The sequence below is a fragment of the Bacillus sp. AR13-1 genome (assembly GCF_008042285.1).
Classification (GTDB): Bacteria; Bacillota; Bacilli; order Bacillales; family Bacillaceae_G; genus Bacillus_A; species Bacillus_A mycoides.
The window spans coordinates 514697-539172 of sequence record NZ_QNUA01000007.1; the positions used below are offsets into that span (position 1 = coordinate 514697).

Annotated in this window: 21 protein-coding genes; 8 read left to right on the forward strand and 13 right to left on the reverse strand. The window is 33.9% G+C overall.

Annotated features, from left to right (window positions below):
- Positions 1-45: 45 nt before the first annotated feature.
- The gene (locus DN408_RS06980) at positions 46-864 is read right to left on the reverse strand and encodes a glycoside hydrolase family 191 protein (protein ID WP_002130160.1); all 819 of its coding nucleotides are present in this window, start codon (positions 862-864) and stop codon (positions 46-48) included.
- A 296-nt stretch (positions 865-1160) separates the two neighbouring features.
- Here DN408_RS06980 and DN408_RS06985 point away from each other — a divergent pair, with 296 nt between their 5' ends.
- The 5 genes from DN408_RS06985 to pelG are packed head-to-tail and all read left to right on the forward strand — an operon-like array spanning position 1161 to position 7990.
- The gene (locus DN408_RS06985; RefSeq protein WP_147740017.1) at positions 1161-2384 is read left to right on the forward strand and encodes a GAF domain-containing protein; all 1224 of its coding nucleotides are present in this window, start codon (positions 1161-1163) and stop codon (positions 2382-2384) included.
- A complete protein-coding gene (locus DN408_RS06990; protein ID WP_002035014.1) occupies positions 2384-3304 on the forward strand; it encodes a tetratricopeptide repeat protein in 921 nt (306 codons plus the stop codon). The genes DN408_RS06985 and DN408_RS06990 overlap by 1 nt, the downstream gene beginning before the upstream one ends.
- Positions 3288-5120, forward strand: a complete 1833-nt coding sequence (locus DN408_RS06995) for a DUF2194 domain-containing protein (protein ID WP_147740018.1) — start codon at positions 3288-3290, stop codon at positions 5118-5120. The genes DN408_RS06990 and DN408_RS06995 overlap by 17 nt, the downstream gene beginning before the upstream one ends.
- A gap of 3 nt (positions 5121-5123) precedes the next feature.
- Positions 5124-6545 carry a GT4 family glycosyltransferase PelF gene (gene pelF / locus DN408_RS07000; protein ID WP_147740019.1) on the forward strand — a complete coding sequence of 474 codons (1422 nt, stop codon included), beginning with the start codon at positions 5124-5126 and terminating at the stop codon, positions 6543-6545.
- Entirely contained in the window at positions 6533-7990 is a 1458-nt protein-coding gene (pelG, locus tag DN408_RS07005; RefSeq protein WP_147740020.1) for an exopolysaccharide Pel transporter PelG, read from the forward strand. The genes pelF and pelG overlap by 13 nt, the downstream gene beginning before the upstream one ends.
- A gap of 53 nt (positions 7991-8043) precedes the next feature.
- Here pelG and galE read toward each other — a convergent pair whose 3' ends face one another.
- Positions 8044-9060, reverse strand: a complete 1017-nt coding sequence (galE, locus tag DN408_RS07010) for a UDP-glucose 4-epimerase GalE (RefSeq protein WP_002130169.1) — start codon at positions 9058-9060, stop codon at positions 8044-8046.
- 183 nt (positions 9061-9243) lie between these two features.
- A complete protein-coding gene (gene trhA / locus DN408_RS07015) occupies positions 9244-9891 on the reverse strand; it encodes a PAQR family membrane homeostasis protein TrhA (protein WP_002016441.1) in 648 nt (215 codons plus the stop codon).
- A gap of 164 nt (positions 9892-10055) precedes the next feature.
- On the opposite strand from trhA, the gene DN408_RS07020 reads away from it, so the two are divergent.
- The gene (locus DN408_RS07020) at positions 10056-10616 is read left to right on the forward strand and encodes a DUF1836 domain-containing protein (RefSeq protein ID WP_002130171.1); all 561 of its coding nucleotides are present in this window, start codon (positions 10056-10058) and stop codon (positions 10614-10616) included.
- An 84-nt stretch (positions 10617-10700) separates the two neighbouring features.
- Here the strand turns inward: DN408_RS07020 and DN408_RS07025 are convergent, their stop codons facing one another.
- On the reverse strand, positions 10701-12146 hold the full coding sequence (locus tag DN408_RS07025; protein ID WP_078178412.1) for a DEAD/DEAH box helicase: 1446 nt from the start codon (positions 12144-12146) through the stop codon (positions 10701-10703).
- A gap of 229 nt (positions 12147-12375) precedes the next feature.
- Positions 12376-13407 carry an acyltransferase gene (locus DN408_RS07030; RefSeq protein ID WP_002130174.1) on the reverse strand — a complete coding sequence of 344 codons (1032 nt, stop codon included), beginning with the start codon at positions 13405-13407 and terminating at the stop codon, positions 12376-12378.
- A gap of 237 nt (positions 13408-13644) precedes the next feature.
- On the opposite strand from DN408_RS07030, the gene guaC reads away from it, so the two are divergent.
- Together guaC and pepF are read left to right on the forward strand one after the other, a co-directional pair.
- Positions 13645-14628: a GMP reductase gene (guaC, locus tag DN408_RS07035; RefSeq protein ID WP_002068771.1), complete on the forward strand. Its 984-nt coding sequence runs from the start codon at positions 13645-13647 to the stop codon at positions 14626-14628.
- 138 nt (positions 14629-14766) lie between these two features.
- Positions 14767-16584, forward strand: coding sequence for an oligoendopeptidase F (gene pepF / locus DN408_RS07040; RefSeq protein ID WP_078178411.1), 1818 nt, complete (start codon positions 14767-14769; stop codon positions 16582-16584).
- Positions 16585-16620: 36 nt separating this feature from the next.
- Here the strand turns inward: pepF and DN408_RS07045 are convergent, their stop codons facing one another.
- The 8 genes from DN408_RS07045 to walK all read right to left on the reverse strand — a co-directional run bounded on the left by DN408_RS07045 (position 16621) and on the right by walK (position 24473).
- Positions 16621-17499 carry a radical SAM/SPASM domain-containing protein gene (locus tag DN408_RS07045; RefSeq protein WP_002016446.1) on the reverse strand — a complete coding sequence of 293 codons (879 nt, stop codon included), beginning with the start codon at positions 17497-17499 and terminating at the stop codon, positions 16621-16623.
- A 180-nt stretch (positions 17500-17679) separates the two neighbouring features.
- Entirely contained in the window at positions 17680-18159 is a 480-nt protein-coding gene (gene rlmH, locus DN408_RS07050; RefSeq protein ID WP_002130178.1) for a 23S rRNA (pseudouridine(1915)-N(3))-methyltransferase RlmH, read from the reverse strand.
- Positions 18160-18218: 59 nt separating this feature from the next.
- Entirely contained in the window at positions 18219-18404 is a 186-nt protein-coding gene (locus DN408_RS07055; RefSeq protein ID WP_002035001.1) for a CxxH/CxxC protein, read from the reverse strand.
- 53 nt (positions 18405-18457) lie between these two features.
- Complete coding sequence (locus DN408_RS07060) at positions 18458-19645, reverse strand: S1C family serine protease (RefSeq protein WP_078178410.1); 1188 nt, start codon at positions 19643-19645, stop codon at positions 18458-18460.
- 63 nt (positions 19646-19708) lie between these two features.
- Positions 19709-20503 carry an MBL fold metallo-hydrolase gene (locus tag DN408_RS07065; protein ID WP_002130181.1) on the reverse strand — a complete coding sequence of 265 codons (795 nt, stop codon included), beginning with the start codon at positions 20501-20503 and terminating at the stop codon, positions 19709-19711.
- Positions 20487-21323, reverse strand: a complete 837-nt coding sequence (locus DN408_RS07070; RefSeq protein WP_078178409.1) for a two-component system regulatory protein YycI — start codon at positions 21321-21323, stop codon at positions 20487-20489. Before DN408_RS07070 ends, DN408_RS07065 begins: the two co-directional genes overlap by 17 nt.
- Complete coding sequence (locus DN408_RS07075) at positions 21304-22641, reverse strand: YycH family regulatory protein (protein WP_002130183.1); 1338 nt, start codon at positions 22639-22641, stop codon at positions 21304-21306. Before DN408_RS07075 ends, DN408_RS07070 begins: the two co-directional genes overlap by 20 nt.
- Positions 22638-24473 (reverse strand): cell wall metabolism sensor histidine kinase WalK, encoded by a 1836-nt coding sequence (gene walK, locus DN408_RS07080; RefSeq protein WP_002130184.1) that lies wholly within the window; start codon positions 24471-24473, stop codon positions 22638-22640. Before walK ends, DN408_RS07075 begins: the two co-directional genes overlap by 4 nt.
- Positions 24474-24476 lie beyond the last annotated feature (3 nt).

The following is a 24476-nucleotide window of genomic DNA, read 5'->3' on the forward strand; positions in this document are numbered from 1 at the left end:
AAAGCGTGATAGTCAATCTTGATAGTATCTCATTTTGAACACTTGCTATTTATCATAAATATCATTCGGATTTATTGTAGGAACAAATCCATTTGTAGAACTATATTTTTTAGATACATTATCTGGGGTCACGGTAAACGTTACAATTTTATTGCTTTGTTGTTTAAAATAACGCATCCACTTTTGACTCCATTCATCTTTCGCAATAACTTGTTTATTGAAGTCTTCCCACAATACACCATGTATAAAATTCAAGGATGTATTTTTGATTGTGTCAAATCCCCAATTCTGTATAAGAAGCAGGTTGGAATCAACACTTTTAATTTCTTTTAATAAATTTACATATGCTTCTCGAAATTTCCCTTGTGTAGACGGCTGATCATAAAAATAGTCATCAATATCACCAGCTGTATCTAAAAACACCCCATCTATTCCTTTTCCAATAACTTGCTGTTTCACCTTATTCACAACAATCCCACGGTAGTGTTCATCAGCTAAATTCATAATATATGTATCCCACTGCTCAATCTTCATTTTCTTACCATCTCTATAATAATAGTCTGATTCAACTACTTGCGATTTATGCCACGATTCTAATTCTAAAACACTAACATAGCCAAGAACTACCGTTCCTGATTTTTTTAATTGCTGAACCTGTTCTTTCGTAAATGCATATGGCTCTATAATAACCATGTCATACTTTGAAAGTCTCTCAATTACTTGCTCATTTGCTTCACCATAATAAATTTTATAACTTCGTACATTTTTTAAAACTGGTTCCACAACATTTGCTTGTGCGGATGTACTTGAGGAAAAAATAAAAGAAAATATAGCTAAAAAGCATACGGAACGTTTCCACTCCATAATAATATTACCCCCTATACAACTGTAATTTTCTATTGTTTTAAATGTTAATACAAATATAGTAATACCATAACATTCTACATTTTTTCAAACTCGATTTTTTATAAAAATCCCAATAAATTCAATACATTAACAGAAATTAGAATTTATTTCACTTGAATTTACTACATCTCTGTTGATAAAATGATTTGGGCTTTATATATTATATATCTTAAAATAATTCTTTTAAATTATGTATTTTATTTCAGTGTACTATTCCTCAAAATTAAATTTGCAAACGAAAGAAGGGGTTTTTTATGCACTATAGACAATCTAATATATTCCAAAAGATGATTGAACCTACGATTCTCTTTATTGCACTATTTTTTCTATCAATACTAACTGATTTTCTTACACCAACGTATGAATACTTCCTACTCTTATTTATTACATTAATTATTTCTAGCCGGTATGGCATATCTATTGCCCTTTTCGCCTTTCTGGAAGCAATGATTTATATTTTTATAAGCGGTATATATAAAGAAAATGATGTATTACTGTACTTTTATTCATTAGATTACTGGATAAGTTGGATTTTCTTACTTGTTATTAGTTTATGCTGTGGACTGATGAGCACTGCACAAAAAGAACGTTATGAAGATGTACATATGATAAATAATGAGTTGAAAGCTGAAAATAAAGAATTAAAATATGTCGTGAAACAATTGGATGAAACACGTATTACACTACGTTCTCGTGTACTTGAGTCAAATAACCACTTATCTAAAATGTATCATATGTTTAAAGCTTTAAATCATACACATCCTGAAATTGTACTCGATGAAGGAATGAATGTATTAAAAATGTATTTTGGAGCAAAAAAAATTGGTATCTATCACGTTGATAACAATAAACAATCGCTTCGTATTAAATTAAGAGCTGAAACTGGTAAAAATACATTATCTCAATCTATTTTCGTTAAAAACGCTTCCTTAGTCATCAAAAATGCGCTAGCACATAATCGACCTTTTTTCCGTACAGATGAGGATTTTCAAGACGCTCCACTTTTAGTTGGTCCCGTCCTATTCCAAGATGATGTACAATACGTCATTATATTAGACGAAATCGAATTTTCAAAAGTAACTTCTGAGCAATTCGAACTTTTCACATGGTATTTACGCTGGATGGGTGATCGTTTACAAAACGCTTCTAATCTTTGGCTATCCAGTCAAGAGGATCGCACATTCCCTAAAACAAGCATTTATTATGAAGATGAATTTGAACATTTACTAAAAATAGAAAAGAAACGTTACGAAACACTATCTTATCCATATTCCTATTTTGAGTTCAATGCTCCACAAGATTATTTAGGAATGATAAATTCTATTTTAAAAGATCATTTGCGAGATATCGATATATTCGGTTATAGTACGACCGAGCAGAAAATCATGATTTTATTACCTGGCACTGAAAAACAGTTTTGTATACAAGTTCAAACTCGTATACAAAACGCTCTTTCTTCTAAAGGAGTGATAGTCTAATGATTTTACTCCTTCTTTATTTTATTTATGTTATTTTGGTTTTTCTTTTATTTCGATTTACGAAAAGTTTGATTACTAAAGATAAAAAAGGAATTATTGAATTTTGCTTGATTCTATCTCTTCTTTTCCCGCTTATCGGACTTATTGTATCAGCAATCATGTTATTACTTAATATAAGACGTTCCAAAACCGAGTGGTTACAGCAATACTCTGATTATGTTGCCTTTCACGTTGATAATTACGAAGATATTTTGGAATCAGCAAAACAAGATATGGACTTAATTTCATTTTCTTCTGGATTAGAACTAGATAAGCCTGAATTACATAAACAACTCATTGTACAGTTAAGCTCCTCCTCTATTGCTAATGAAGGAGGCTTATTGAAAGAAGCCATTCACCATAAAGATCCTGAAACTGTGCATTACGCAGCGACTACTATTAATTTACTAAATGAACGGTACGAAAAACAAATCGAATACTTAAATAAGCAATTTCTACAAAATCCACAAAATGAAATTGCAAAAGAATTGGTTTCTAACTATTTAAGATATATAAACAGTGGTCTTCTTTCTAATCAGCAAAAAGAAAAAATAATCGCTGAATTTATGAATTTTATTACACAAGGTGTAGAACTATTCCCTAACGAACCTCTTTACCCTTTCCATCTTGGAAATCTGTTTCTACACACAAAACAATATGCAAAGTCTGAAGAACAATTTTTAAATCTTATTCATTTCTATCCTGAATCATATTACGGTTACGTTGGTTTACTTGAAATATATTATGAGCAACAGTTATGGGACGAGCTCTATAACTTAATCAATAATCTAACAGATGCAAAAAGAGTTCATATACTACCGCGTAAATATCAATTATTTGTAAGGCAGTTTGGAGGCGCACACATTGAAAAAGGGGATTAATATATATATCGGGATTATTAGTATCATTTTATTTCTCTTAATTTTATCCATCCTTATATATCGAACAGAAAATTTTTATCAAAAGTTTTCTGTTCCTAAAACTAAAGAAACAGATACTGTTAAAACACTCAAAGCAAAAGATGTAGCTCAAAATGGACAAAAAATGCAATTATACGTTTTAAAAACGGATAATACCTTAGGGCAACAAGTCGAATTTAATACGAAGAAAGCAATGGATTACGCACACCTACACTATAAAGATATTACAGCTAATGAAATTAAGGGACTTACTCCCTCTCCCTATACAGGGATTATTATTACAGGTGAAATAATGGAGCAACTTCCACAAGCTGATATTCAAAATTTTGTACAAATGGGCGGAAGAATTATTATCGCAAACCGATTTGATTCAGATCCTTCCTGGAACACATTATTTGGTATTACCAAAAAAGAAGGTTTCAAAGATGCGAAAGGATTAACCTTTGAAGAAGTTTTATTCCCTGGTTATCCAGATCTCTCAAGTTCTTCTCCACTGTTTACTCATAGCTCACTGAATATTACGCTAGATGAGAATACAACTAATACTTGGATTACAGCAGAAGATACTCCCATCCTTTGGACCAATGACTACGGTGAAGGAAAAGTCTTATATTGGAATACAACAGCATTGAACGATAAATTAGGTAGAGGTATGTTCGTTCAATCACTGGGTACTATTTTCCCAAATTTCGCTACAGCACAACTTGGAGCGGAGATTATGTATATCGATGACTTCCCATCTCCGATTCCAAGTGGAGAACTAAAAAACTTAACGAAAGAAAAAATTTCTGTTGAAGAATTTTATAAAAAACATTGGTGGAAAAATATGAAGGATATCTCTGAAGATCTTGATATTAAATATACGGGTGTTGCCATTGGGACGTACCAAAATAAAGTAACGCCACCCTTTGAAGATTTCACAGGTAAAAATAGAAATACCTATTTATTATTTGGGAGAGAATTACTAAGTCACGGCGGGGAAATAGGCATTCATGGCTATAACCATCAACCTTTATTATTACCACCAGATCCAGTAGATAAAGCACTTGAATATGTTCCATGGAATTCAAAAGAGGATATGGAGAGCTCCTTAGATGCTCTGCAAAAACTCGTGTATAACTTCTTTCCAAACGAAAAATTAAAAACCTATGTACCACCATCCAATATTATAAATACAACTGGATTAAGTGCATTAAACGACGCGGTTCCAACTATGGAAACAGTTGCTTCTCTATATATGGGAAGTAAAAGTAACGGTAGTTTAATTCAAGAATTTGGACCAGATGAACATAATAAAAACATTTATCACTGCCCGCGCATTACGAGCGGCTATGCTATAACAGATGAAGAGCAATTTATCTTAACTGATGTTACCGCAAATTTAGGGGTTATCTCACATTTCGTCCATCCAGATGATATCCTTGATGAAAAACGCTCAGGTAATTTAACATGGGAAGAATTATTTAAAGCTTATAAAAAGACAATTAAAGAAATACGAGAAAGATATCCTTATATAAAAAGTATGACCCAAAGTGAAGCAACTGCTTCTATGAAAATTTATCAAACTGGTGACCTAGATGTTTCTTATGAAGATGATGCTGTTCACATTGCATATAAAGGGTTACCAAACCATACTTCAACAATTATACGTGTAGAAGAAGGTAAGAAAATACAACCTGGCTCATTCTCTTACGGTACAGTTAAAAAGCTTGATTCCCAAATTTATAGCGTTACGTTAACGAAAGCCAGCGCTACGATTCCAATTAAAGGAGCATAACAGATGAGAATAGGTTTGGTCGTTGAAGGCAGCTATCCCTTTGTAAGTGGAGGGGTAGCAAGCTGGGTTCAAATGATTATCCAGCAGTTTAAAGAACATGAATTTACGATTTTCGCGATAGTCCCTCAAGTAAAAACAGAAGATGAATATCAATATGAAATTCCAAGCAATGTAAAAGACATCATTCTGATTCCTTTGCAATCAGAAAATGAAGCAAAATATATAAAAACCAATTTAACTAAACAAGAAGTACAGACACTTCAAAAATGGTTTACATTTCAAGCTAACGATACAACAGCATTACAAATATTAGGAAATAAACAAAAGCTAGGAACACTCCATTCCTTCTTCGAAAGCCGTGAGTTTTATGCAATCGTTAAAGAAAGCTATTTATATGAAGAAAGTAGTGGATCCTTCTTAAATTACTTTTGGATGTGGAGATCTATGTTCACACCAATCATTCAAATTTTACAAATTGATTTTCCTGAATTAGATCTTATTCATTCTGTATCGACAGGGTATGGTGGATTGCTTGGTGCTGCAATTAGTGCCAAGTCCGATATACCATTTATTCTAACTGAACACGGTATTTATTCTCGGGAGCGTGAAGAAGAAATACTACAATCTACTTGGATACCAATTGAATATAAAAAAAGATGGGTTTCTTTCTTTCATCACTTGTCTCATCAAGCATATGAACAAGCCGCTGATGTAATTACGTTGTTCGGCCGAAATAGTGCATATCAAAAAGAATTAGGTGCTCCGGCCCATAAACTAAAAATCGTTCCAAATGGCGTTACTTTATCTGACTATAAAGGGTTACGTAAACCAAAATACAATTCGGATAAACTCATCATTTCCACTATTATACGAGTTGTGCCAATTAAAGATGTAAAAACAATGATTTATGCAGCTAAATTATTATTAGAAAAAGATATTCCATTTATATTTTACTTACTAGGTCCTGATACGGAAGAAGCAGAATATGCTCAGGAATGTCGTGATTTAATTCAACAATTAGGATTAGAAGAGCATGTAATAATGACCGGCAAAGTAAATATTAAAGATTACTTAAAACAAACAGATATTCTCGTATTAACAAGTATATCTGAAGGACAACCATTAGCTATGTTAGAAGGAATGGCAGCAGGATTACCATGGGTTGTTACAGATGTCGGCTCTTGTAAGGAATTAATTTACGGACAAGATGAAGATCCTTACGGACAATGTGGATTTGTTGTACCACCTGTATCTCCTGAACAAGTTGCCATTCATTTAGAGTGGTATTATCGTCACCCTGAATCCATTCAACAATTTGGGGATAACGGGCGCAATCGTATTGAAGCGCACTATCAATTATCAGGTGTCGTTGATAGTTATCGTAAGCTTTACTTAGAAAGAGGTAAAAAAACATGGCAGGGATAGGATTTCGTTTACAAAAATTATTCCAAGAAGACTACTATTCTTCCAGAATAAAAGCGTACGGATTTTCATTATTTGTTACAGCTGGTCCTTGGTTAGTCGTTATTTTAGCAGTAACAGCTATTCGATACATTTTAAGTTTGTTCCATTCTATTTCAATTGAGGAACAGCGCCTTTTTACAATTTCAATTTCATACTGCTTCATTTTTTCTCAAATCATATATGGTGCCTTGCAGCTCATCGTAACTAGATATGTGGCCGACCTTTTATATGAGCAAAAAGCTGATAAAGTATTTTCTTCCTTTTTAGGAATGACGAAAATCACACTTTTTTTAGCTATTATCTTATGGCTTTTGTTTGCAATTTTTACGCCATTAGCCTTGTATTATAAAATCGTGATGCTATTTTTATTTTTAGCTTTAAACATCATTTGGATTCAATCCATTTATTTAACAGCAGCTAAAGATTATCAGTCCATCGCTCTTGCATTTTTAATTGGTTCCATTTTCTCCTTATCTGGAATTGCGCTTATCGCTTACTGGCATCCAACACTTGGAATAGAACACGGATTGGCCCTATTACTTTTAATTTCTTTTACAATCGGGACTTTCATTACATTAGTGTGGTTAAGTATAGTTATTGTACGAATGTTTCCAAATAGTGATGCTACTGAACAATTTACCTTTCTTTCTTATTTAGATAAATATCCAGAACTATTTTGGTCAAGCTTACTTTACAATATTGGCATTTGGGTATGTAACTTTGTTATTTGGTTCGGAGAAGGGCGAGGAAATATTGAAAACACGTTTATTTATCATCAAATTTATGATACATCTGTTTTCTGGGCTTATTTAAGCATTATCCCAACCTATATTTTCTTCGTAGTATCCATTGAAACAAGGTTTTATGAACGGTATAAGAAGTTCTTCGGTTCAGTTAACAATGGGGCGACATTAAATACAATTTTACAATTAAAAGAATCAATGAACTTTGTCCTAAAGCAAGAAATGGAACGAATACTTCGTAATCAAGGTATTTTTTCTTTACTTATTATTTTTATAATATGGATGTTTAGTTCACAATCTGGGAACGTAACACTTGAATACTCTATTTTGCAGCTGACTATAATTGGTGCTTATGCAAACGGGATGGTCCTTGTTATCACGTTACTACTCTTATATTTTGAAGATCATAAAGGGGCATTTCGAACATCAGCCCTGTTCTTTTCTGCAAATTTGTTATTAAGTCTTCTTCTACTTCCATTTGGGTTCAATGGTTACGGTATTAGTTTTGCACTTGGATCTTCTATTACATTCTTATATGCTATTTCTAGACTCTTTACTTACATTAAAGATATTGATTACTATACGTTTTGTCAGTCAAATACTCCTATAAAACGGCGAACTTTCTTTACTAAATTTGCTAATAAACTTAATGGAAATAAATAAATAAATAAAAATGACCTTTTGCTCCCGCAAAAGGTCATTTTTTTATCTGTTTATTAAACTTCTAGATAGCCATTTTTGTTATTTGATTGCCATCTCCAAGAGTCTGCACACATCTCTTCTAATCCGCGTTTTGCTTCCCATCCTAATTCACGCTTCGCTTTCGATGCATCTGCAAAACATACTGCCACATCACCAGGTCGACGCTCCGTAATTTTATAAGGAACTTCTTTGCCCGAAACCTTTTCAAATGCTTCAACCATTTCCAACACACTATAACCAGTACCTGTACCGAGATTGTATGCATCTATCCCAGTAGTGCCAAGTACCTTTTCAAGCGCCTTTACATGGCCATTTGCTAAGTCTACAACATGAATATAATCACGGACACCCGTGCCATCTTTTGTTGGATAGTCATTTCCAAATACACTTAATTCCTTTAACTTCCCTACTGCTACTTGTGTTACATATGGCATTAAGTTATTTGGAATTCCGTTTGGATCTTCTCCAATACGTCCACTTTCATGTGCACCAAATGGGTTGAAATAACGAAGTAATGTGATACTCCATTCTGCATCCGCAAATGCTACATCACGCATAATTTGCTCAATCATTAATTTCGTTTGACCATATGGATTTGTTGCACTTAATGGAAACTCCTCCGTAATTGGTGATATTTCTGGAATACCATACACTGTTGCAGATGAACTGAAGATCATCTTCTTCACATTATGCTTCTGCATCACTTCACATAGCACTAGTGTGCTTGTAATGTTGTTATGATAATACGTTAACGGAATTTCTACTGATTCCCCTACAGCCTTAAAGCCTGCAAAGTGAATAACAGCTTCAATTGTATTTTCTTCAAAAATCGTATCAAGTGCTTCTCGATTTAAAATATCTTCTTTATAAAATTTAAACTGTTTTCCTGTTATCTCTGTCACTCGATTTATAGACTCTACTGAGCTATTCGAAAGATTATCTACTACTATAATTTCGTAACCGTTTTTTAGTAATTCTACGCATGTATGACTACCAATATATCCTGCTCCACCTGTTACAAGTATTGCCATAATTATAGTCCTCCATATTTCATTCATTATAAACTTCTCAAAGTATATCACATATTTCTTATCATATGTTTATTATGCGAACACAGAAACTTACATTTTATCCCATGATTTTTAGTACAATACACGATTCAAATCAGGTAATAAAAAAACGCCACATAACAGACATCGCGTGGCGTTTTTTGATCAAATTACGTAACAATATACACTTAGAAAATGTGCAAGACTACCTAACAATACAAAAACATGAAAAATTTCATGGTGTCCCATATATTTAAACTCCAACCATTTTGGCTTCGCACCGTAAATAAACCCACCAATTGTATAAAAAATGCCTCCAAGTACTAAGAAAATAATACCTCCTGTACTTAGATTCTCAGCTAGCGGTGCAAAGAATAGAACAATTAACCAACCCATCAGAAGATAAATTGCTGTCGATAACCATCTTGGACAATTAAACCAAAACATTTTAAAAGCAATACCACAAATTGCCGTTGCATAAACTAAACAAAATAATAGTAAACCATTTGCCGAATTTAATGTAATTAAGCAAAAGGGTGCATATGTACCTGCAATTAATATGAAAATCATAGAATGATCTAGCTTCCTAAAGAAATAAATAACACGTTCACTGGCTACGACACTATGATACACAGCTGATGCCATATAAAGGACCATCATCCCGATACCGAATAAAATAACAGCTGTAATTGCAGCAACAGATGGCATCTTAACAGAAACTTTCACAAGCATAGCTAATAATGCAATAAATGATAATACAGCTCCTCCTAAGTGAGTAAATGCATTAACCGGTTCTCTTACATAAACATTCATATAAACACCCCTCATATAATTACATGTAGTTTTCATAACTACATGTAATTATATACATATTATCCGTGCGGGTCAACATTTACAATTCATTTGTTTCGTAATACCATATTTAAAGATATACTAAACATTAAGTTCCACTAAGTTATAAAAGTGAGGGGTTCTACGTGGAAAATATAAATAAATTACTTGAATCATTACATTTAGAAAAAAGTATTAAACTTGAGGACATCCCAAATGTCGACTTATATGTAGACCAAGTTGTCCAACTATTTGAGAATACTTATGCGGATACAACGAGAACTGATGATGAAAAAGTATTAACAAAAACAATGATTAACAATTACGCAAAAGGGAAATTATTCATCCCTATCAAAAATAAAAAGTATTCAAAAGAACATATGATTTTAATCAGCTTAATTTATCAATTAAAAGGAGCTCTTTCCATTAATGATATAAAAAGCTCCTTAGAAAATATAAATGCACCGTTAATAAACGATGCTACATTCGAATTAAACACTCTATATAAAGATTACCTTTCTCTTACTGACACCAATGTGGAAAGCTTTAAGCAAGACGTGAATAACCGTGTTAAGGAAGTAAACGAGGTTTCTTCCTTAGAAGATCCAAAGCTAGAAAAGTTTTTATTACTAACATCCTTCGTGACTATGAGTAATATGTATAGACGTTTAGCAGAGAAACTAGTTGATGACCTCAAAGAAACTTAAACAAAAAAACTATCCACGTTGATGACCTCAAAGAAACTTAAACAAAAAAACTATCCACCTGTTAGAGGTGGATAGTTTTTTTGTTTACTTAATTGCTTCATGAACCTTTAATTGTTTCCCTTTAATCGTTGTGTTTTTCATATTTTTTAAAACAAGTGGTCCTTTTCCATTTAATATTTCAACGTAAGAAACATTGTCTTGTATTGTAATAATTCCTATATCTTCTGCTATAACACCTTTAATTTTAGCAATTGTACCGACGAAATCTACCGCCCTAATTTTCTTTTTCTTCCCGCCATTAAAGTACAATTTCATAATTCCTTTGTTTAGGTCTGCATTTTTATCTTTCTTTATAATTGGTTTAGCATGTATCTTTTCCTCAAATACTGCTTTCCCTTTCATAACTTCTTCTTTTGAAGGTGCAAGTGCCTTTGGAATTTCAAAGCCAATGTACTCCTCAATCTCTTCTAAAAATCTATTTTCATACGGCGTCATGAATGTAATAGCTTTCCCGTTATTACCAGCTCGTCCCGTTCTTCCCGTACGATGTACATAACTTTCTTTTTCTAATGGAATATCATAGTTAATAACATGTGTAATATTATCAATATCAATTCCTCTAGCAGCTACGTCTGTCGCTACTAAATAACGGAACTTTCCTTTTCTAAAATCGTCCATAACTTCAAAACGATCTTCTTGTACCATACCACCATGTATTTTGTCACAAGGATAGTTAACCCGCTTTAACTGCTGAAATACGTGATCTACATTTTCTTGCGTACGGCAAAAAATAATACAACTATCTGGATTCTCAATCGTTGTTACATCTTTAAGAAGTGAAAGCTTCTCCTCTTCTCTCATCTCAAAAAGTGTATGTTCAATTTTATCTGTTGTAATCCCGGTAGCCTTAATTTCAATATGCGTTGGCGAATCCATATACGTACGAGATAACTTTTCAACATCTTTTGGAAGTGTTGCTGAAAATAGCATTGTCATTCGTTTTTTAGGTAATTCGTCAATAATTGCCTCTACTTGATCGATAAAACCCATATTCAGCATTTCATCCGCTTCATCAATAACTAAATACTTCAAACACTCTAAAGAAAGGGTACCTTTTTCAATATGATCTAACACACGGCCAGGAGTCCCAACTACAATATGTGTTTTTTGCTTTAACTCTAATTTTTGACGTGCAAATGGAGATTTACCATAAACTGCAGCGGCCTTAATTCTTTTGAAACGACCTATATTCGTAATATCTTCTTTTACTTGCACCGCAAGCTCTCTCGTCGGTGTTAAAACTAAAGCTTGTGGCTTATTCTCTTCCCACTCCACCATTTCACAAAGTGGTATGCCAAATGAAGCGGTTTTTCCACTTCCAGTCTGTGATTTCACGACAAGGTCTTTCTTTTGCAAGGCAACTGGAATAACCTCTCCTTGCACTTCCGTTGGATGTTCATATCCTAAACCAGTAAGTGCTCTTACAATTTCTTTACTTAATGCATAATCGGTAAAACTTCTTTTACTCATGTAATAACCTCATTTTATTCTGTATTTAATAATTATATTTTTTATTCCCCTACATTTAATTATACTAAGAGGATATATCAAACTAATATTTTTAATTCGCTAAAATATCAACTTAACCTAAGTATAACTCTTTTTATATTGTTTTTTAAAACAACATAATAAAGGACAGTCTTAATAATAAGCCTGTCCACCTACATAACGAAAAATATTTTATTTTCAGATTTTTCCTTTACGGAACTAGCCTTTTTACAACCGGTATTCTTTGCAATACTAAAGTTATTAACATACTAAGGACAAGTGTAATAATTACATTTATAGGTATTGCCAATATTGCATGTACATGTGCATTCACCTTTGGAATGACTATGTATAGATAATTATTTAATAAGAAAAAGTGAAGAATATAAATCCCAAGACTTGCTTGGTTTATGCCACGTAATAAAAATGGCAATTGCCTTTCTGAATTTTGGAAAGCATATTTAAAAAAGACAAATAACCCAATTGCCATAAGTACAACACCTGGCGCAAAATATTCATACCAATATTGATCCAGCTGTCCATTTGCTTTCAATGTATAATGGTATGTCATAAAGAATGTACCAATACATCCTACAACTCCCCCAATATAAGAAATATTCCGCCATTTTTTCGCAATATCATAATTTGATAAGTAATAACCAAGTAGAAAATATCCTACATAATTTGTAACATAAAATAATTCAATATTAAAGTTGATAGGATAATAATAGTTTACTAGTTTAACTATTACAGATGCATATAGCCATAAAATTAAAAAATATTCTATCTCTCTCTTCTTAGCATTCTTCACAAATACTTTCAGTAAAGGTGCGATTAAATATATTCCTACAATCATATATAAGAACCATAGATGTAACCCGATACTATTTGTTAAAAAGTACTTTATCCCTTGCTTTAAAGAAGCCGGAAAATATCCTACGCAAGCCCCATAGATGTAAAATATAGCACTCCAACCTATAAAAGGTATAATCACTTTACTTGCACGTTTCTTTAAAAATTCCCCAATAGAAGTATCTTTTGTTCCCTTTAATAATAGGGCTCCACTAATCATTACAAAAATTGGTACACTAGCACGCGAAAGTGAGTCGTAAAAATTACCAGCCAGCCAACGCGACACGTTATTTGAATCTAACGTAGAAACATAACCAGCAGCAACGTGAATTGTAACGACCGCAATTGTCGCTAATACACGTAGCCAATCCATATACACTAATCGTCCCATAAAATCTCCCCTAAATTAATATATTTCTCTATTATTCTCCCTACATAATTCTACAATAATCGATTACACATTAAAATACATTGTAGCCATATAAATCCAAAAATATTAAATAAGCTTTATTTTTTAAAATTAAACATTAAAACCTTTGACTTATTACTAAAAATACTGTAAATTATCATTTGGACGAACGTTCTTGAGTGAACTATGTAAAATATTCGTATTTTAGGGGTGTAAATGATGGAAAACGTATTTGACTATGAAGATATTCAATTAATTCCTGCAAAATGTATTGTAAATAGCCGATCTGAATGTGATACAACTGTCACTTTAGGAAAACATAAATTTAAATTACCTGTCGTACCTGCAAATATGCAAACGATTATTGATGAAAGAATCGCAACTTATTTAGCTGAAAATAATTACTTCTATATCATGCATCGTTTCCAACCAGAGAAACGAATTTCATTCATTAGAGATATGCAATCACGTGGATTAATTGCTTCAATCAGCGTTGGTGTTAAAGAAGACGAATACGAATTCGTACAACAATTAGCTGCTGAGCAACTTTCACCTGAATACATTACAATCGATATCGCACATGGTCACTCTAACGCTGTGATCAACATGATTCAACATATTAAAAAACATTTACCAGAAAGCTTCGTTATCGCTGGAAACGTTGGAACTCCAGAAGCGGTAAGAGAATTAGAAAACGCTGGTGCTGATGCAACAAAAGTTGGCATTGGACCTGGTAAAGTTTGTATTACTAAAATTAAAACAGGCTTTGGAACTGGCGGTTGGCAGCTAGCTGCACTTCGCTGGTGTGCAAAAGCTGCAAGTAAGCCAATTATCGCTGACGGTGGTATTCGTACACATGGCGACGTAGCTAAATCAATTCGATTTGGAGCAACTATGGTTATGGTCGGTTCTCTATTCGCAGGTCATGAAGAGTCTCCAGGGGAAACAATCGAAAAAGATGGCAAACTTTATAAAGAGTACTTCGGTTCAGCTTCTGAATTCCAAAAAGGTGAGAAGAAAAACGTTGAAGGTAAGAAAATGTTCGTTGAGCATAAAGGTTCTTTAGAAGACACTTTAATCGAAATGGAACAAGATCTTCAATCTTCTATCTCTTACGCTGGTGGAACAAAATTAGACGCAATTCGTACTGTAGATTATGTAGTCGTGAAAAACTCTATTTTCAACGGTGACAAAGTATATTAATTTATAAATTTAACTAGAAGGACAAGCATTTTTTATGCTTGTCCTTCTTTTTCATGTATAAAAATGTAAAATATTTTCATTTCACTGAATTTTCTAGTATCATGTTTTTAGATACTTATAATAAGGGGGATATAACAAATGAAAAATGTAATTGAGAAACGCCTTATTCGCGCGGAAGTCTCTACTGAATTGACATGGGACCTTTCTGATTTATACGAATCTGATAAAGAGTGGGAAACTGCATTACTTGTATTAACAGACGATATAAAAAAACTTGATGCATTTAAAGGACAATTACACACTAGCCCCGCTACCTTATTAAATTGCCTACTTTTAGAAGAAGAGCTTTTAATGAAGTTAACAAAACTCGGCGCATATGCAAACTTAAAAGAATCCGTTGATCGTACAGATTCAGTTATTCAAGCGAACTCTTCCAAAATTTCCGCTCTAGGAACGAATGTACATACCGCACTTTCCTTTATTCATAACGAAATTCTCTCATTTGAGGAGGGAATAATTGAAAAATATTTAACTGAGGAAATAAAACTTGAACCTTTCCGTAAATCATTACTAGAGATACTCAAAAAGAGGCAGTACACTCTCTCTCCTGAAACAGAAGAAGCTCTTGCTGCACTCGGCGAAGTTCATAGTTCACCCTACAAAATTTACGGCATGACTAAATTAGCCGATATGGATTTCCCTTCTATACAAGATGAACAGGGAAATGATTTGCCTGTATCGTTTGCATTATTCGAAAGCAAATATGAATTTTCTCCAAGCGCATATATACGTAAAAAAGCATATTCATCATTTGTTTCCACATTGAAACGATATAAAAATACAGTTGCAACAACATATGCTACTGAAGTAAAAAAACAAGTGGCGCTTTCTCGTTTGCGCAAGTACGAGTCCGTTACCCATATGCTTTTAGAGCCTCAAAAAGTTCCACTTGAAATGTATAACAACCAACTAGATATTATTTATAACGAATTAGCGCCTCATATGCGCCGTTTTGCAGATTTAAAAAAGAATGTATTAGGGCTTGATCAAATGCTTTTCTGTGACTTACATGCACCGTTAGATCCTGAATTTAATCCAACAATCACTTACGAAGAAGCTGGCAAACTCATTCAAGATTCTTTAAAAGTATTAGGAAATGAATATAGTTCCATTATCGAAAAGGGCTTCAAAGAAAGATGGGTAGACCTTGCAGATAACGTAGGAAAATCAACAGGTGCCTTCTGCTCTAGCCCATACGGTTCTCACCCTTATATTTTAATTACATGGCAGGGTACGATGCGCGGGTGTTTCACATTAGCTCATGAATTTGGACATGCTGGTCATTTTTATTTAGCAAATAAAAATCAGCGTATTATGAATGTGCGTCCATCTATGTACTTCGTTGAAGCTCCATCAACAATGAATGAATTACTATTAGCCCAGCATTTACTTGCGACTACTGAAGATAAGAGAATGCGCAGATGGGTTATTCTGCAACTACTCGGCACATATTACCACAACTTCGTTACCCATCTACTTGAGGGAGAATATCAAAGAAGAATATACGCTCTAGCAGAAGAAGGGCAAGCACTCACAGCTACAACTTTAACTGAAATAAAAACGAAGGTCCTTTCGACATTCTGGGGAGATTCCGTAGAAATTGATGAAGGCGCCGGTTTAACATGGATGCGTCAACCTCACTATTATATGGGCTTATATTCTTACACATATTCTGCGGGACTAACTGCTTCTACCGCTGTAGCTCAAATGATTAAAGAAGAGGGACAACCTGCTGTTGATCGCTGGCTTGATGTACTCCGTGCAGGCGGTACAATGAAACCACTGGAATTAATGAAACACGCTGGAGTAGACATGTCAAAACCAGATGCAATCCGTAAAGCCGTTTCTTACGTCGGTTCCTTAATTGATGAATTAGAACGTTCTTATCAAGAATAAAAATAAGCCCTCGCTTTATGAGGGCTTATTCTATATTTACTTTCCAAATCTTTTGCGGTATCCGCACTTTCTACATAGTTCTTCTACTGCAACCCTTTTTGAAAATCCATCTACAATATTGTTTGCTCTTTCACCTTCAATAATATTAGAGAATGAATCATTATTAATATTTCCAAGATTAATAATTCCCTCACCATCTAGACAACAAGGAATAACCGTTCCGTTCGCTAAGATTCCAGCCTGATTTCGAAGACCATGACAGAATCCTTTTCCATCATCCTCTTCTTCATGCAATGCCGGCCACTGGAATTCATAGTCTTGATTAATAAAGACACGTTCCGCAATTTTTATACCTTTTCCCGGTGTAAGCTTCTCTTCAATTTGATAAGATAGATCAAATTCATTTTCAATTATAGATAATAAATCCCTATTTTTTTGGATTTCAGCATTTGTTTTATTATCCTGAGTTAAATTCCATAATCTTAGTGAAACGATTAAGTCCGATTGACTTGTTGCCTCTCTAATGAAAGAAAGTATACTCCTTACATAGCCCTCTTTATCTTGCGAACCTGGGTGTCCATCAAAACTATGCAGTGAAAAATTCATTTGTCTTAACGCAGGCTTATTTAACAGTCTATGCCTTCTCTTATTAATTAACGTTCCGTTCGTTGTAATATTAACTTTAAACCCTTTTTCATGGCTTAAATCTAATAGTTGATCTATTTTCGGATGGAGCAACGGCTCACCCTTCACGTGCAAATAAATGTAGTCTGTGTGAGGTTTAATTTGGTCTAATCTTTTAGCAAAATCCTCTACAGAAATGAATTGCTTCTGCCTTTCCGTCGGCGGACAAAAGCTGCACGCAAGATTACATACACTCGTAATCTCCAAGTAAAACTTCTTAAACTTCTTCACCTTTAATTCCTCACTTCTATGACTACTTATACTTTTTCCCTCTTCATATTACAGCATATTTTTTTAGAAATAGAAACATACTTATTTTAGGAAATCTACATACCATCTATTAATGTTTAAAAGACCATCGGTGATTTTTGTCCAATGGTCTTTTTTACTCTTTATATACAAATGAAAAATTTATTTATGATACGGTTCACCACGATTAATCCGAAACGCTCTATACACCTGCTCAAGCAATACTAATCGCATTAATTGATGTGGTAATGTCATCTTCGAAAAAGAAAGAGATTCGTTTGAACGCTTCATTACTTCAGAACTAAGCCCCAGTGATCCACCAATTACAAATGTAATCTTGCTCTTTCCATATGTAGCAAGGCGATCTATACTTACCGCAAATTCTTCTGATGATTTTTGTTTTCCTTCTATAGCTAACGCAATGACATGCGTATCATCAGAAATTTTATCCAGTATACGAATACCTTCTTTTTCTTTTACAATTAACATTTCTGCTGCACTTAAATTTTCTGGTGCCTTTTCATCTGGCAATTCAATTACTTCTACTTTTGCGTAAGAAGATAATCGTTTTAAGTATTCTGCTATACCTTGTTTTAAGTATTTTTCTTTTAATTTTCCGATTGAAATAATCGAGATATTCACATTTATTCCCCACCTTACAAACACGTTATCCACAGGACTTATCCACATATCCACAAATGTTACCCACATATTGTGTGAGAATCTGTGTTCGATACAACATATGTCGCCTCATTTTGACAAAATTCACATGTTTTTTTCTCTTCTTTAGAGTTATCCACATTGTTAATAACCGGTGCGACTTCACACTCATCCACAATAATATCTAATGCTAATTCAACATGTTCTAAACAACAAGGTAAATTCATATTCCTCACCTCACTTTTCTACAATAGAAAACAGGAGGTAGGCCCTCCTGTTTTTAATACTTTTGAATGCCTAATTTCACCGTTGTTGTCGCTCGTTTTGTACCACGATAAAACGTAAGAGTCATTTTATCATTAATTTTTTTATTATATAAGGCCGTGCGGAACCCAATAATATCGTGCACCGCTTTTCCATCTACCGCCACAATAACATCATGTTCTCTAAGACCCGCATCCGTACCTGGCGAAGGACTTTTCACATCTAAAATGCAGACTCCTTCTGTTACGTTACCTGGTAAGTGTAATGTTTTTGACCAATAGTAACTCGGAATCTCATTTAATGATCTTAGTTCAATCCCAACGTAAGGTCTTCTTACTTTACCGTACTTTTCTAGTTCATTCATAATAGGAACAGCTCTCGTAACTGGAATAGCTAATCCAATTCCTTCTACTTCTTTTGCTGCAATTTTCATTGAGTTAATACCTATTAATTGTCCCGCTACATTTACAAGCGCTCCACCACTATTACCTGGATTAATTGCCGCATCTGTTTGCAATACTTCTACTTGCCAATCGTAATGTCCATCTTGATCTAAATCTACAGGAACAATACGCTCATTAGCCGAAATAATACCTTGTGTGACAGTTCCGGAAAATTGTAACCCTAGTGGATTTCCAATCGCAATAACTGGTTCTCCTCTACGAACGGTATTAGAGTCGCCAATTTCAATCACTTTCTTCACATGCTTCGCATCTATTTCTAGTACAGCTAAGTCCGTGACTACATCGGTTCCTAATACTTTACCTGGAATTTTCTTACCGTCACTTAAGCTCACTTCAATACGATTCGCCCCAGCAACAACGTGGTTATTCGTTACAATATACGCATGTCCATCTGTTTTCTTATAAATCACACCAGAGCCTGTACCAGCTTCCGAATCAGCCTCCGAAAAATTGTCTCGTTGAATATTAATAACACCAACAACAGCCTCTGAAGCACGATCCACAGCGTCTACAAAGCTAATCTGTTTAACAGGAACATTTCCACTTTGAGCTTCAGCCATATTTTTTTCACTTGCTTCAGCTTGCGGAAGCTTACCTGCATGATTTGAAAATAAAGGCGCTCCAAATGCAAATAATGAAGCCCCTACAATTGTCCCCGCTATGCTAGAAATGACAATACCTTTATGTTTCTTTTTGCCTGCACGTTTAATACGATATTTTTCTTCATCAATAAAGGACATATTTGTTCACCTATCTTCCTGAAAACAACTATATTCACCTTTATTGTTTACTAAAATGAAGAATTATACGTATTGAATTTTCGTAGGCATTTTTTGATCCGTATCATGTATTTCAAAGGATTTTCCAACCCCAAAACCTTTTTCTTCTAATACTTGTGATACAGACATACGCGCTAATTCTTTCATGTTATTATCTAAGCTTAAATGTGCTAAATAAATGTGTTTTGTCTCATCTGTAATAACATCAGCCATCGCTAATGCAGCGTCCTCATTACAAACGTGGCCAACGTCGCTTAAAATACGTCGCTTAATGCTCCATGGATAGCGTCCCATACGAAGCATTTCCACATCATGATTGCTTTCAAACACGAAAGCATTTGCTCCCTTAATAACACCTTTCATACGGTCACTTACGTAGCCCGTATCTGTAATAAGAGCTAACTTTCTATTATTGTTATGAAAAGCGTAAAACATCGGTTCCGCCGCATCATGAGAAACACCAAATGATTCAACTTCAATATCCCCAAATGTTTTCACGTCTCCTACTGAGAAAATGAATTTTTGATCAGTTGGGATATTACCTATTAAATGTTCCATTGCATTCCATGTTTTCTCGTTCGCATAAACAGGTAAATCATATTTACGCGCCAATACACCTAATCCTTTAATGTGATCACTATGCTCATGTGTTACAAGAATACCTGATATGTCATTTATATTCAGTTCAGCTTGTTTAAATAAAGCCTCTGTCGCTTTACCACTTAAACCTGCATCGACAAGCAGTTTTTTTTCATCTGTTCCTACATATAGCATATTCCCTGTACTTCCACTTGCAAGTACACTAAAATGCATGCTCATTCTTTCTCACTCCATTATGTTCTTCCGGCACTTGAGTTTCCCCTAATTCCATAACTTGTCCTTCAATTGCATTCACAAAAAAATCCTTTTTTTGTTCTGTCTTTAAGTTCCATGTTGGAGCAAGCACTTGTATATTAGAAGAAGACTCCGCAAGAGTCGCATATCCAATCTGCGCCTCTTTCACGTGCGTATTTTCTGCAATTTTATTTTTCAAATATATATTTTCTAAAGCTGTTTGAGCAGTAATAATTTCTTGTTCTTTCGTCTTTTCGCTTTCGCCCATTTCCTTCAAATCCGTTAACATTGTTTGTGTATATGAAATAAGCTCATTTTTTTCATTTAAATCTACAACAATCATCGCACGATTATTGTAGAAGATTGGTTTATCTTTATACTTTTGAAAGAAGTAAATTTTTGAGTCCTTTATTGCTCCAAACTCATATTTTTGTCCATCCAGCACATAATTTTTCAAAAACTCATTATACTTATCTTTTGACAATAATTTTGTATTTAAAAAAGGCTCTTTTAATTTACCCTCTATTTGATATTCGTCTTGCACATGCGCTGTCTGATTTTTTAAAGATTCCACATCTTCTTCTTTGAAACCCTTATTTTTCGCCATTATAAATGACTCTTTTTTCGGTTCTTTAGGAAAATTTCCCATAGTAATTTTTTCAGCTTTTAATTGTTGATCAATTTTCGTTTCCGTCACAAGTTCTAATTGATTACTATCTTGCTTTTGAATGAACTGAAAGATAAGAAAGAGGTCTAAAACAAAAAAGGTCACAATAAATATGGTCTTAATTCGATCCCAATCCATTTAGTCCCCCCTCACTCCACTCATATATTTGTTGCTTACCATCTTCTTCACATTTTACATACCATATCGGCTGTAAGACAGCGATTCTCACATCACTGATAGACGGTTCCAATGACATTTTATAACCAATACCAACATCCTGAATTGATTTTTTATCAATTTCTGGATTATTCTCTAGTGATGTCATCACTGTACGACCTGATGCTAGAGAAGTTGTTTGTTGTTTACTAGGCAAAGGAATACTGAACTCAAAAAAGGGTCTTTCATACTGCATAATTTCACCTGAACCCCATACTTGTTTTAATTCCGCTATTCCATTTGCATTAAATACAGGCAAACCATCCTCATATAAACGGAATGAAGTTTTCCTCCCATTAATATAATCAAAACGATAGGACTTCAAGGATCCACTATGCCCACTTACAAAGTCAAAACTTTTTTGTAAAATTACCGCATTATCCGTAGATTTATCACCATGTACAGCGGAATTTTTATATTTCAACATTGCATCCGACTTATCAATTTCCATAGAACGGATGCCATCTGTAAATGTTTCCTTTGTTTTCTCAGAAATAGGACTTAAATAACGTGGATCACTAAATAAAGCATTTTTAAATGGATCCACTTCTAGTTTAGCTGTAATATACTCTGCCTTACTTAATTCCGTAATTCCCTCTGGTAAAAAAAGTTTTTTTGTATCATTTATTTGATACTCAAAATATGGTCTTGCTACTGTTATAAGTTGATTTTGAGCATTTATAATATCCTTTATATAAGCACCACTTAATGTTGCTTGATATATTTTATGAGGAGTATCATAGGAAACAAAGCTAACTTTAATTTCTTGATCCTTACTTCTAGAAGGATCAATTATAATACGATTAAAACTTCTGTTACTTTCTATGTTTTTATCTTTAATATTAAACATATTTTTAATCGTATCTAACGGGATATTTGTAGGAAAAACAAATTCAATTTTTTCTTCTCCGTGTACATAAGACAGAAAATCACCTTTAGGGACTGTCCACGTTATTTCCTCGAAATTATGTAATTCTCCGTTTTCAAGAATTTTATAGATCGAATCCACATTTTCCTTCTTTTCGCTTACATAATGATTTTTCTCTTTATGAATAACGACAGAGGATGGGCGAACAACCTCCGAAATCTTTATCGTATTTATCTCTTCGTTACCTTGAACGAACTTTGTATTTTGCATAGAAGTAGAATCAGGAACATATGTCCACAAGTTAAAAGTAAGAAATAGACTAATGACAACCAAATTAATTAGAACTATCGTTTTAAAGTTTTCCATACTCATTCCCAATCGTCCTCTTCATCTGTCGCCATTGGCAATGTGAAATAAATAGTTGTCCCTTTTCCTTCCTCACTTTTCGCCCAAACCGAGCCGCCATGTGCCTCAATCATTTCTTTCGCAATGGCTAACCCAAGACCTGTACCACCCATTTGTCTCGAACGAGCTTTATCTACACGATAAAAACGTTCAAATATTTTATCTACATTTTCTTTCGGAATTCCCATTCCTTGATCACTCACACTAATCTCTAATAACTCCCCGCGGTCACGTAGACGATATGTTACTGTACCACCTTCTGGCGAATATTTTAGTGCATTGGAAATAATGTTATATAAAACTTGTGTAATTTTGTCTGTATCCATATCAATAAATCGAGATTTTTTAGAGAAAGATCGTTTGAAGCTTACATTTTGCTCTTTAGACATTTCAAAACGATCGATAACGTTATTAAAGAAATCAGTAAAGTCGACCCATTCCTTCATTAAGCGATGTTCTGTACTATCTAGTTTAGATAGTTGTAACAATGCATTTACAAGCCTGATCATTCTTTCCGTTTCTTCTTGTGTAACTGTTAAAAATTGCGGTGCAATATTGGGATCTTGCCATGCTCCATCAGTAAGTGCTTCTAAGTAACTGCGCATCGTTGTTAACGGCGTTCTTAACTCATGAGATACGTTCGCAACAAACTCACGGCGCTCTTGTTCTATCCGCTCCTGCTCTGTTACATCATATAATACAGCAATTAAACCATTTGCCTTCCCTGTTTCTTTTTGAATAACAGAGAAACTAGCACGTAAAATATATGGTTCATTTCTCGTACTAAAATCTAATAAAACTGAATCAGGCTCTTCATATAAATGATCCAGTGTAAATTCTTCTTGTATTCCTAGCACTTCTAACACTGATTGATCTAGCGCCGTTTCACGCGAAACATTTAACATCTTTTCCGCAGGATCATTTAATAAAATGATATCCCCTTTTCGATCAGTAGCAATTACTCCATCTGTCATATGTGATAAAACGGATGATAATTTTCGTCTTTCACTTTCTGTGGAGGAACGAGCTTGTTGTAATTTTTTAGATAAATTGTTAAAAGATAATGCTAATTGTCCAATCTCATCGTGACTATGCACCTTTACTTTTCGCGAATAATTTCCTTTCGCCATTTCAATTGCTTGTCTTCGCATATCTGAAATTGGTCTCGTAATTGTTTGAGCCAATAAAATTCCAAGTACAGCTGTTACTAATAAAGCAATTACTGTCCCCGTTGCAAAAATTTGGTTGATGTCCTTCATTTGTTTATACACATCTTCCATAGATGCAACGATATGAATGACACCAAGTACCTCTCCGCCAGGCTCTTTTAGAATAGGGGTAATCATAACTTGAACTCGATGACCTGTATTTCCATCTTTCTCAATCTTTGACTCTGGTTTCTTTTGTACCATTACCCGTTGTACAGCTGTATCTGCTGACGTTCTTCCTACCTTATTTTGCTTAGACCCGTCTGAAATTGCCATTAATTTTTTAGTAGCATCAATTACACTTACTTCTTGAATATCTTTCTTACGATCTGATGCGAATTTTTGAATCGAGTCATTAATAGCTTTATCTACTGATTCTGTTTTAGGACGTTCTTTTACAAACTCTTGCTTCAGGTTATAAGAAAGTAGATTTGTTTGCTGCGTTAAGGAATCTTGAAAGCCTTTTACAAGGCTTTTTTCTAATTCCCTGACGAAATATACACCAATTACTTGCATTGCTATTAATATTAACAGCATATATATGAGCACAAATTTTAAATGAATAGATTGAAAAAAACCAACTTTCTTCATATA

What these genes read in the sequence shown, in the direction of transcription:
- DN408_RS06980 (WP_002130160.1), bottom strand. Translation starts at nt 864, where the DNA reads ATGGAGTGGAAACGTTCCGTATGCTTTTTAGCTATATTTTCTTTTATT.
- DN408_RS06985 (WP_147740017.1), top strand. Translation starts at nt 1,161, where the DNA reads ATGCACTATAGACAATCTAATATATTCCAAAAGATGATTGAACCTACG.
- DN408_RS06990 (WP_002035014.1), top strand. Translation starts at nt 2,384, where the DNA reads ATGATTTTACTCCTTCTTTATTTTATTTATGTTATTTTGGTTTTTCTT.
- pelF (WP_147740019.1), top strand. Translation starts at nt 5,124, where the DNA reads ATGAGAATAGGTTTGGTCGTTGAAGGCAGCTATCCCTTTGTAAGTGGA.
- pelG (WP_147740020.1), top strand. Translation starts at nt 6,533, where the DNA reads ATGGCAGGGATAGGATTTCGTTTACAAAAATTATTCCAAGAAGACTAC.
- galE (WP_002130169.1), bottom strand. Translation starts at nt 9,060, where the DNA reads ATGGCAATACTTGTAACAGGTGGAGCAGGATATATTGGTAGTCATACA.
- trhA (WP_002016441.1), bottom strand. Translation starts at nt 9,891, where the DNA reads ATGAATGTTTATGTAAGAGAACCGGTTAATGCATTTACTCACTTAGGA.
- DN408_RS07025 (WP_078178412.1), bottom strand. Translation starts at nt 12,146, where the DNA reads ATGAGTAAAAGAAGTTTTACCGATTATGCATTAAGTAAAGAAATTGTA.
- DN408_RS07030 (WP_002130174.1), bottom strand. Translation starts at nt 13,407, where the DNA reads ATGGGACGATTAGTGTATATGGATTGGCTACGTGTATTAGCGACAATT.
- guaC (WP_002068771.1), top strand. Translation starts at nt 13,645, where the DNA reads ATGGAAAACGTATTTGACTATGAAGATATTCAATTAATTCCTGCAAAA.
- pepF (WP_078178411.1), top strand. Translation starts at nt 14,767, where the DNA reads ATGAAAAATGTAATTGAGAAACGCCTTATTCGCGCGGAAGTCTCTACT.
- DN408_RS07055 (WP_002035001.1), bottom strand. Translation starts at nt 18,404, where the DNA reads ATGAATTTACCTTGTTGTTTAGAACATGTTGAATTAGCATTAGATATT.
- DN408_RS07060 (WP_078178410.1), bottom strand. Translation starts at nt 19,645, where the DNA reads ATGTCCTTTATTGATGAAGAAAAATATCGTATTAAACGTGCAGGCAAA.
- DN408_RS07065 (WP_002130181.1), bottom strand. Translation starts at nt 20,503, where the DNA reads ATGAGCATGCATTTTAGTGTACTTGCAAGTGGAAGTACAGGGAATATG.
- DN408_RS07070 (WP_078178409.1), bottom strand. Translation starts at nt 21,323, where the DNA reads ATGGATTGGGATCGAATTAAGACCATATTTATTGTGACCTTTTTTGTT.
- DN408_RS07075 (WP_002130183.1), bottom strand. Translation starts at nt 22,641, where the DNA reads ATGAGTATGGAAAACTTTAAAACGATAGTTCTAATTAATTTGGTTGTC.
- walK (WP_002130184.1), bottom strand. Translation starts at nt 24,473, where the DNA reads ATGAAGAAAGTTGGTTTTTTTCAATCTATTCATTTAAAATTTGTGCTC.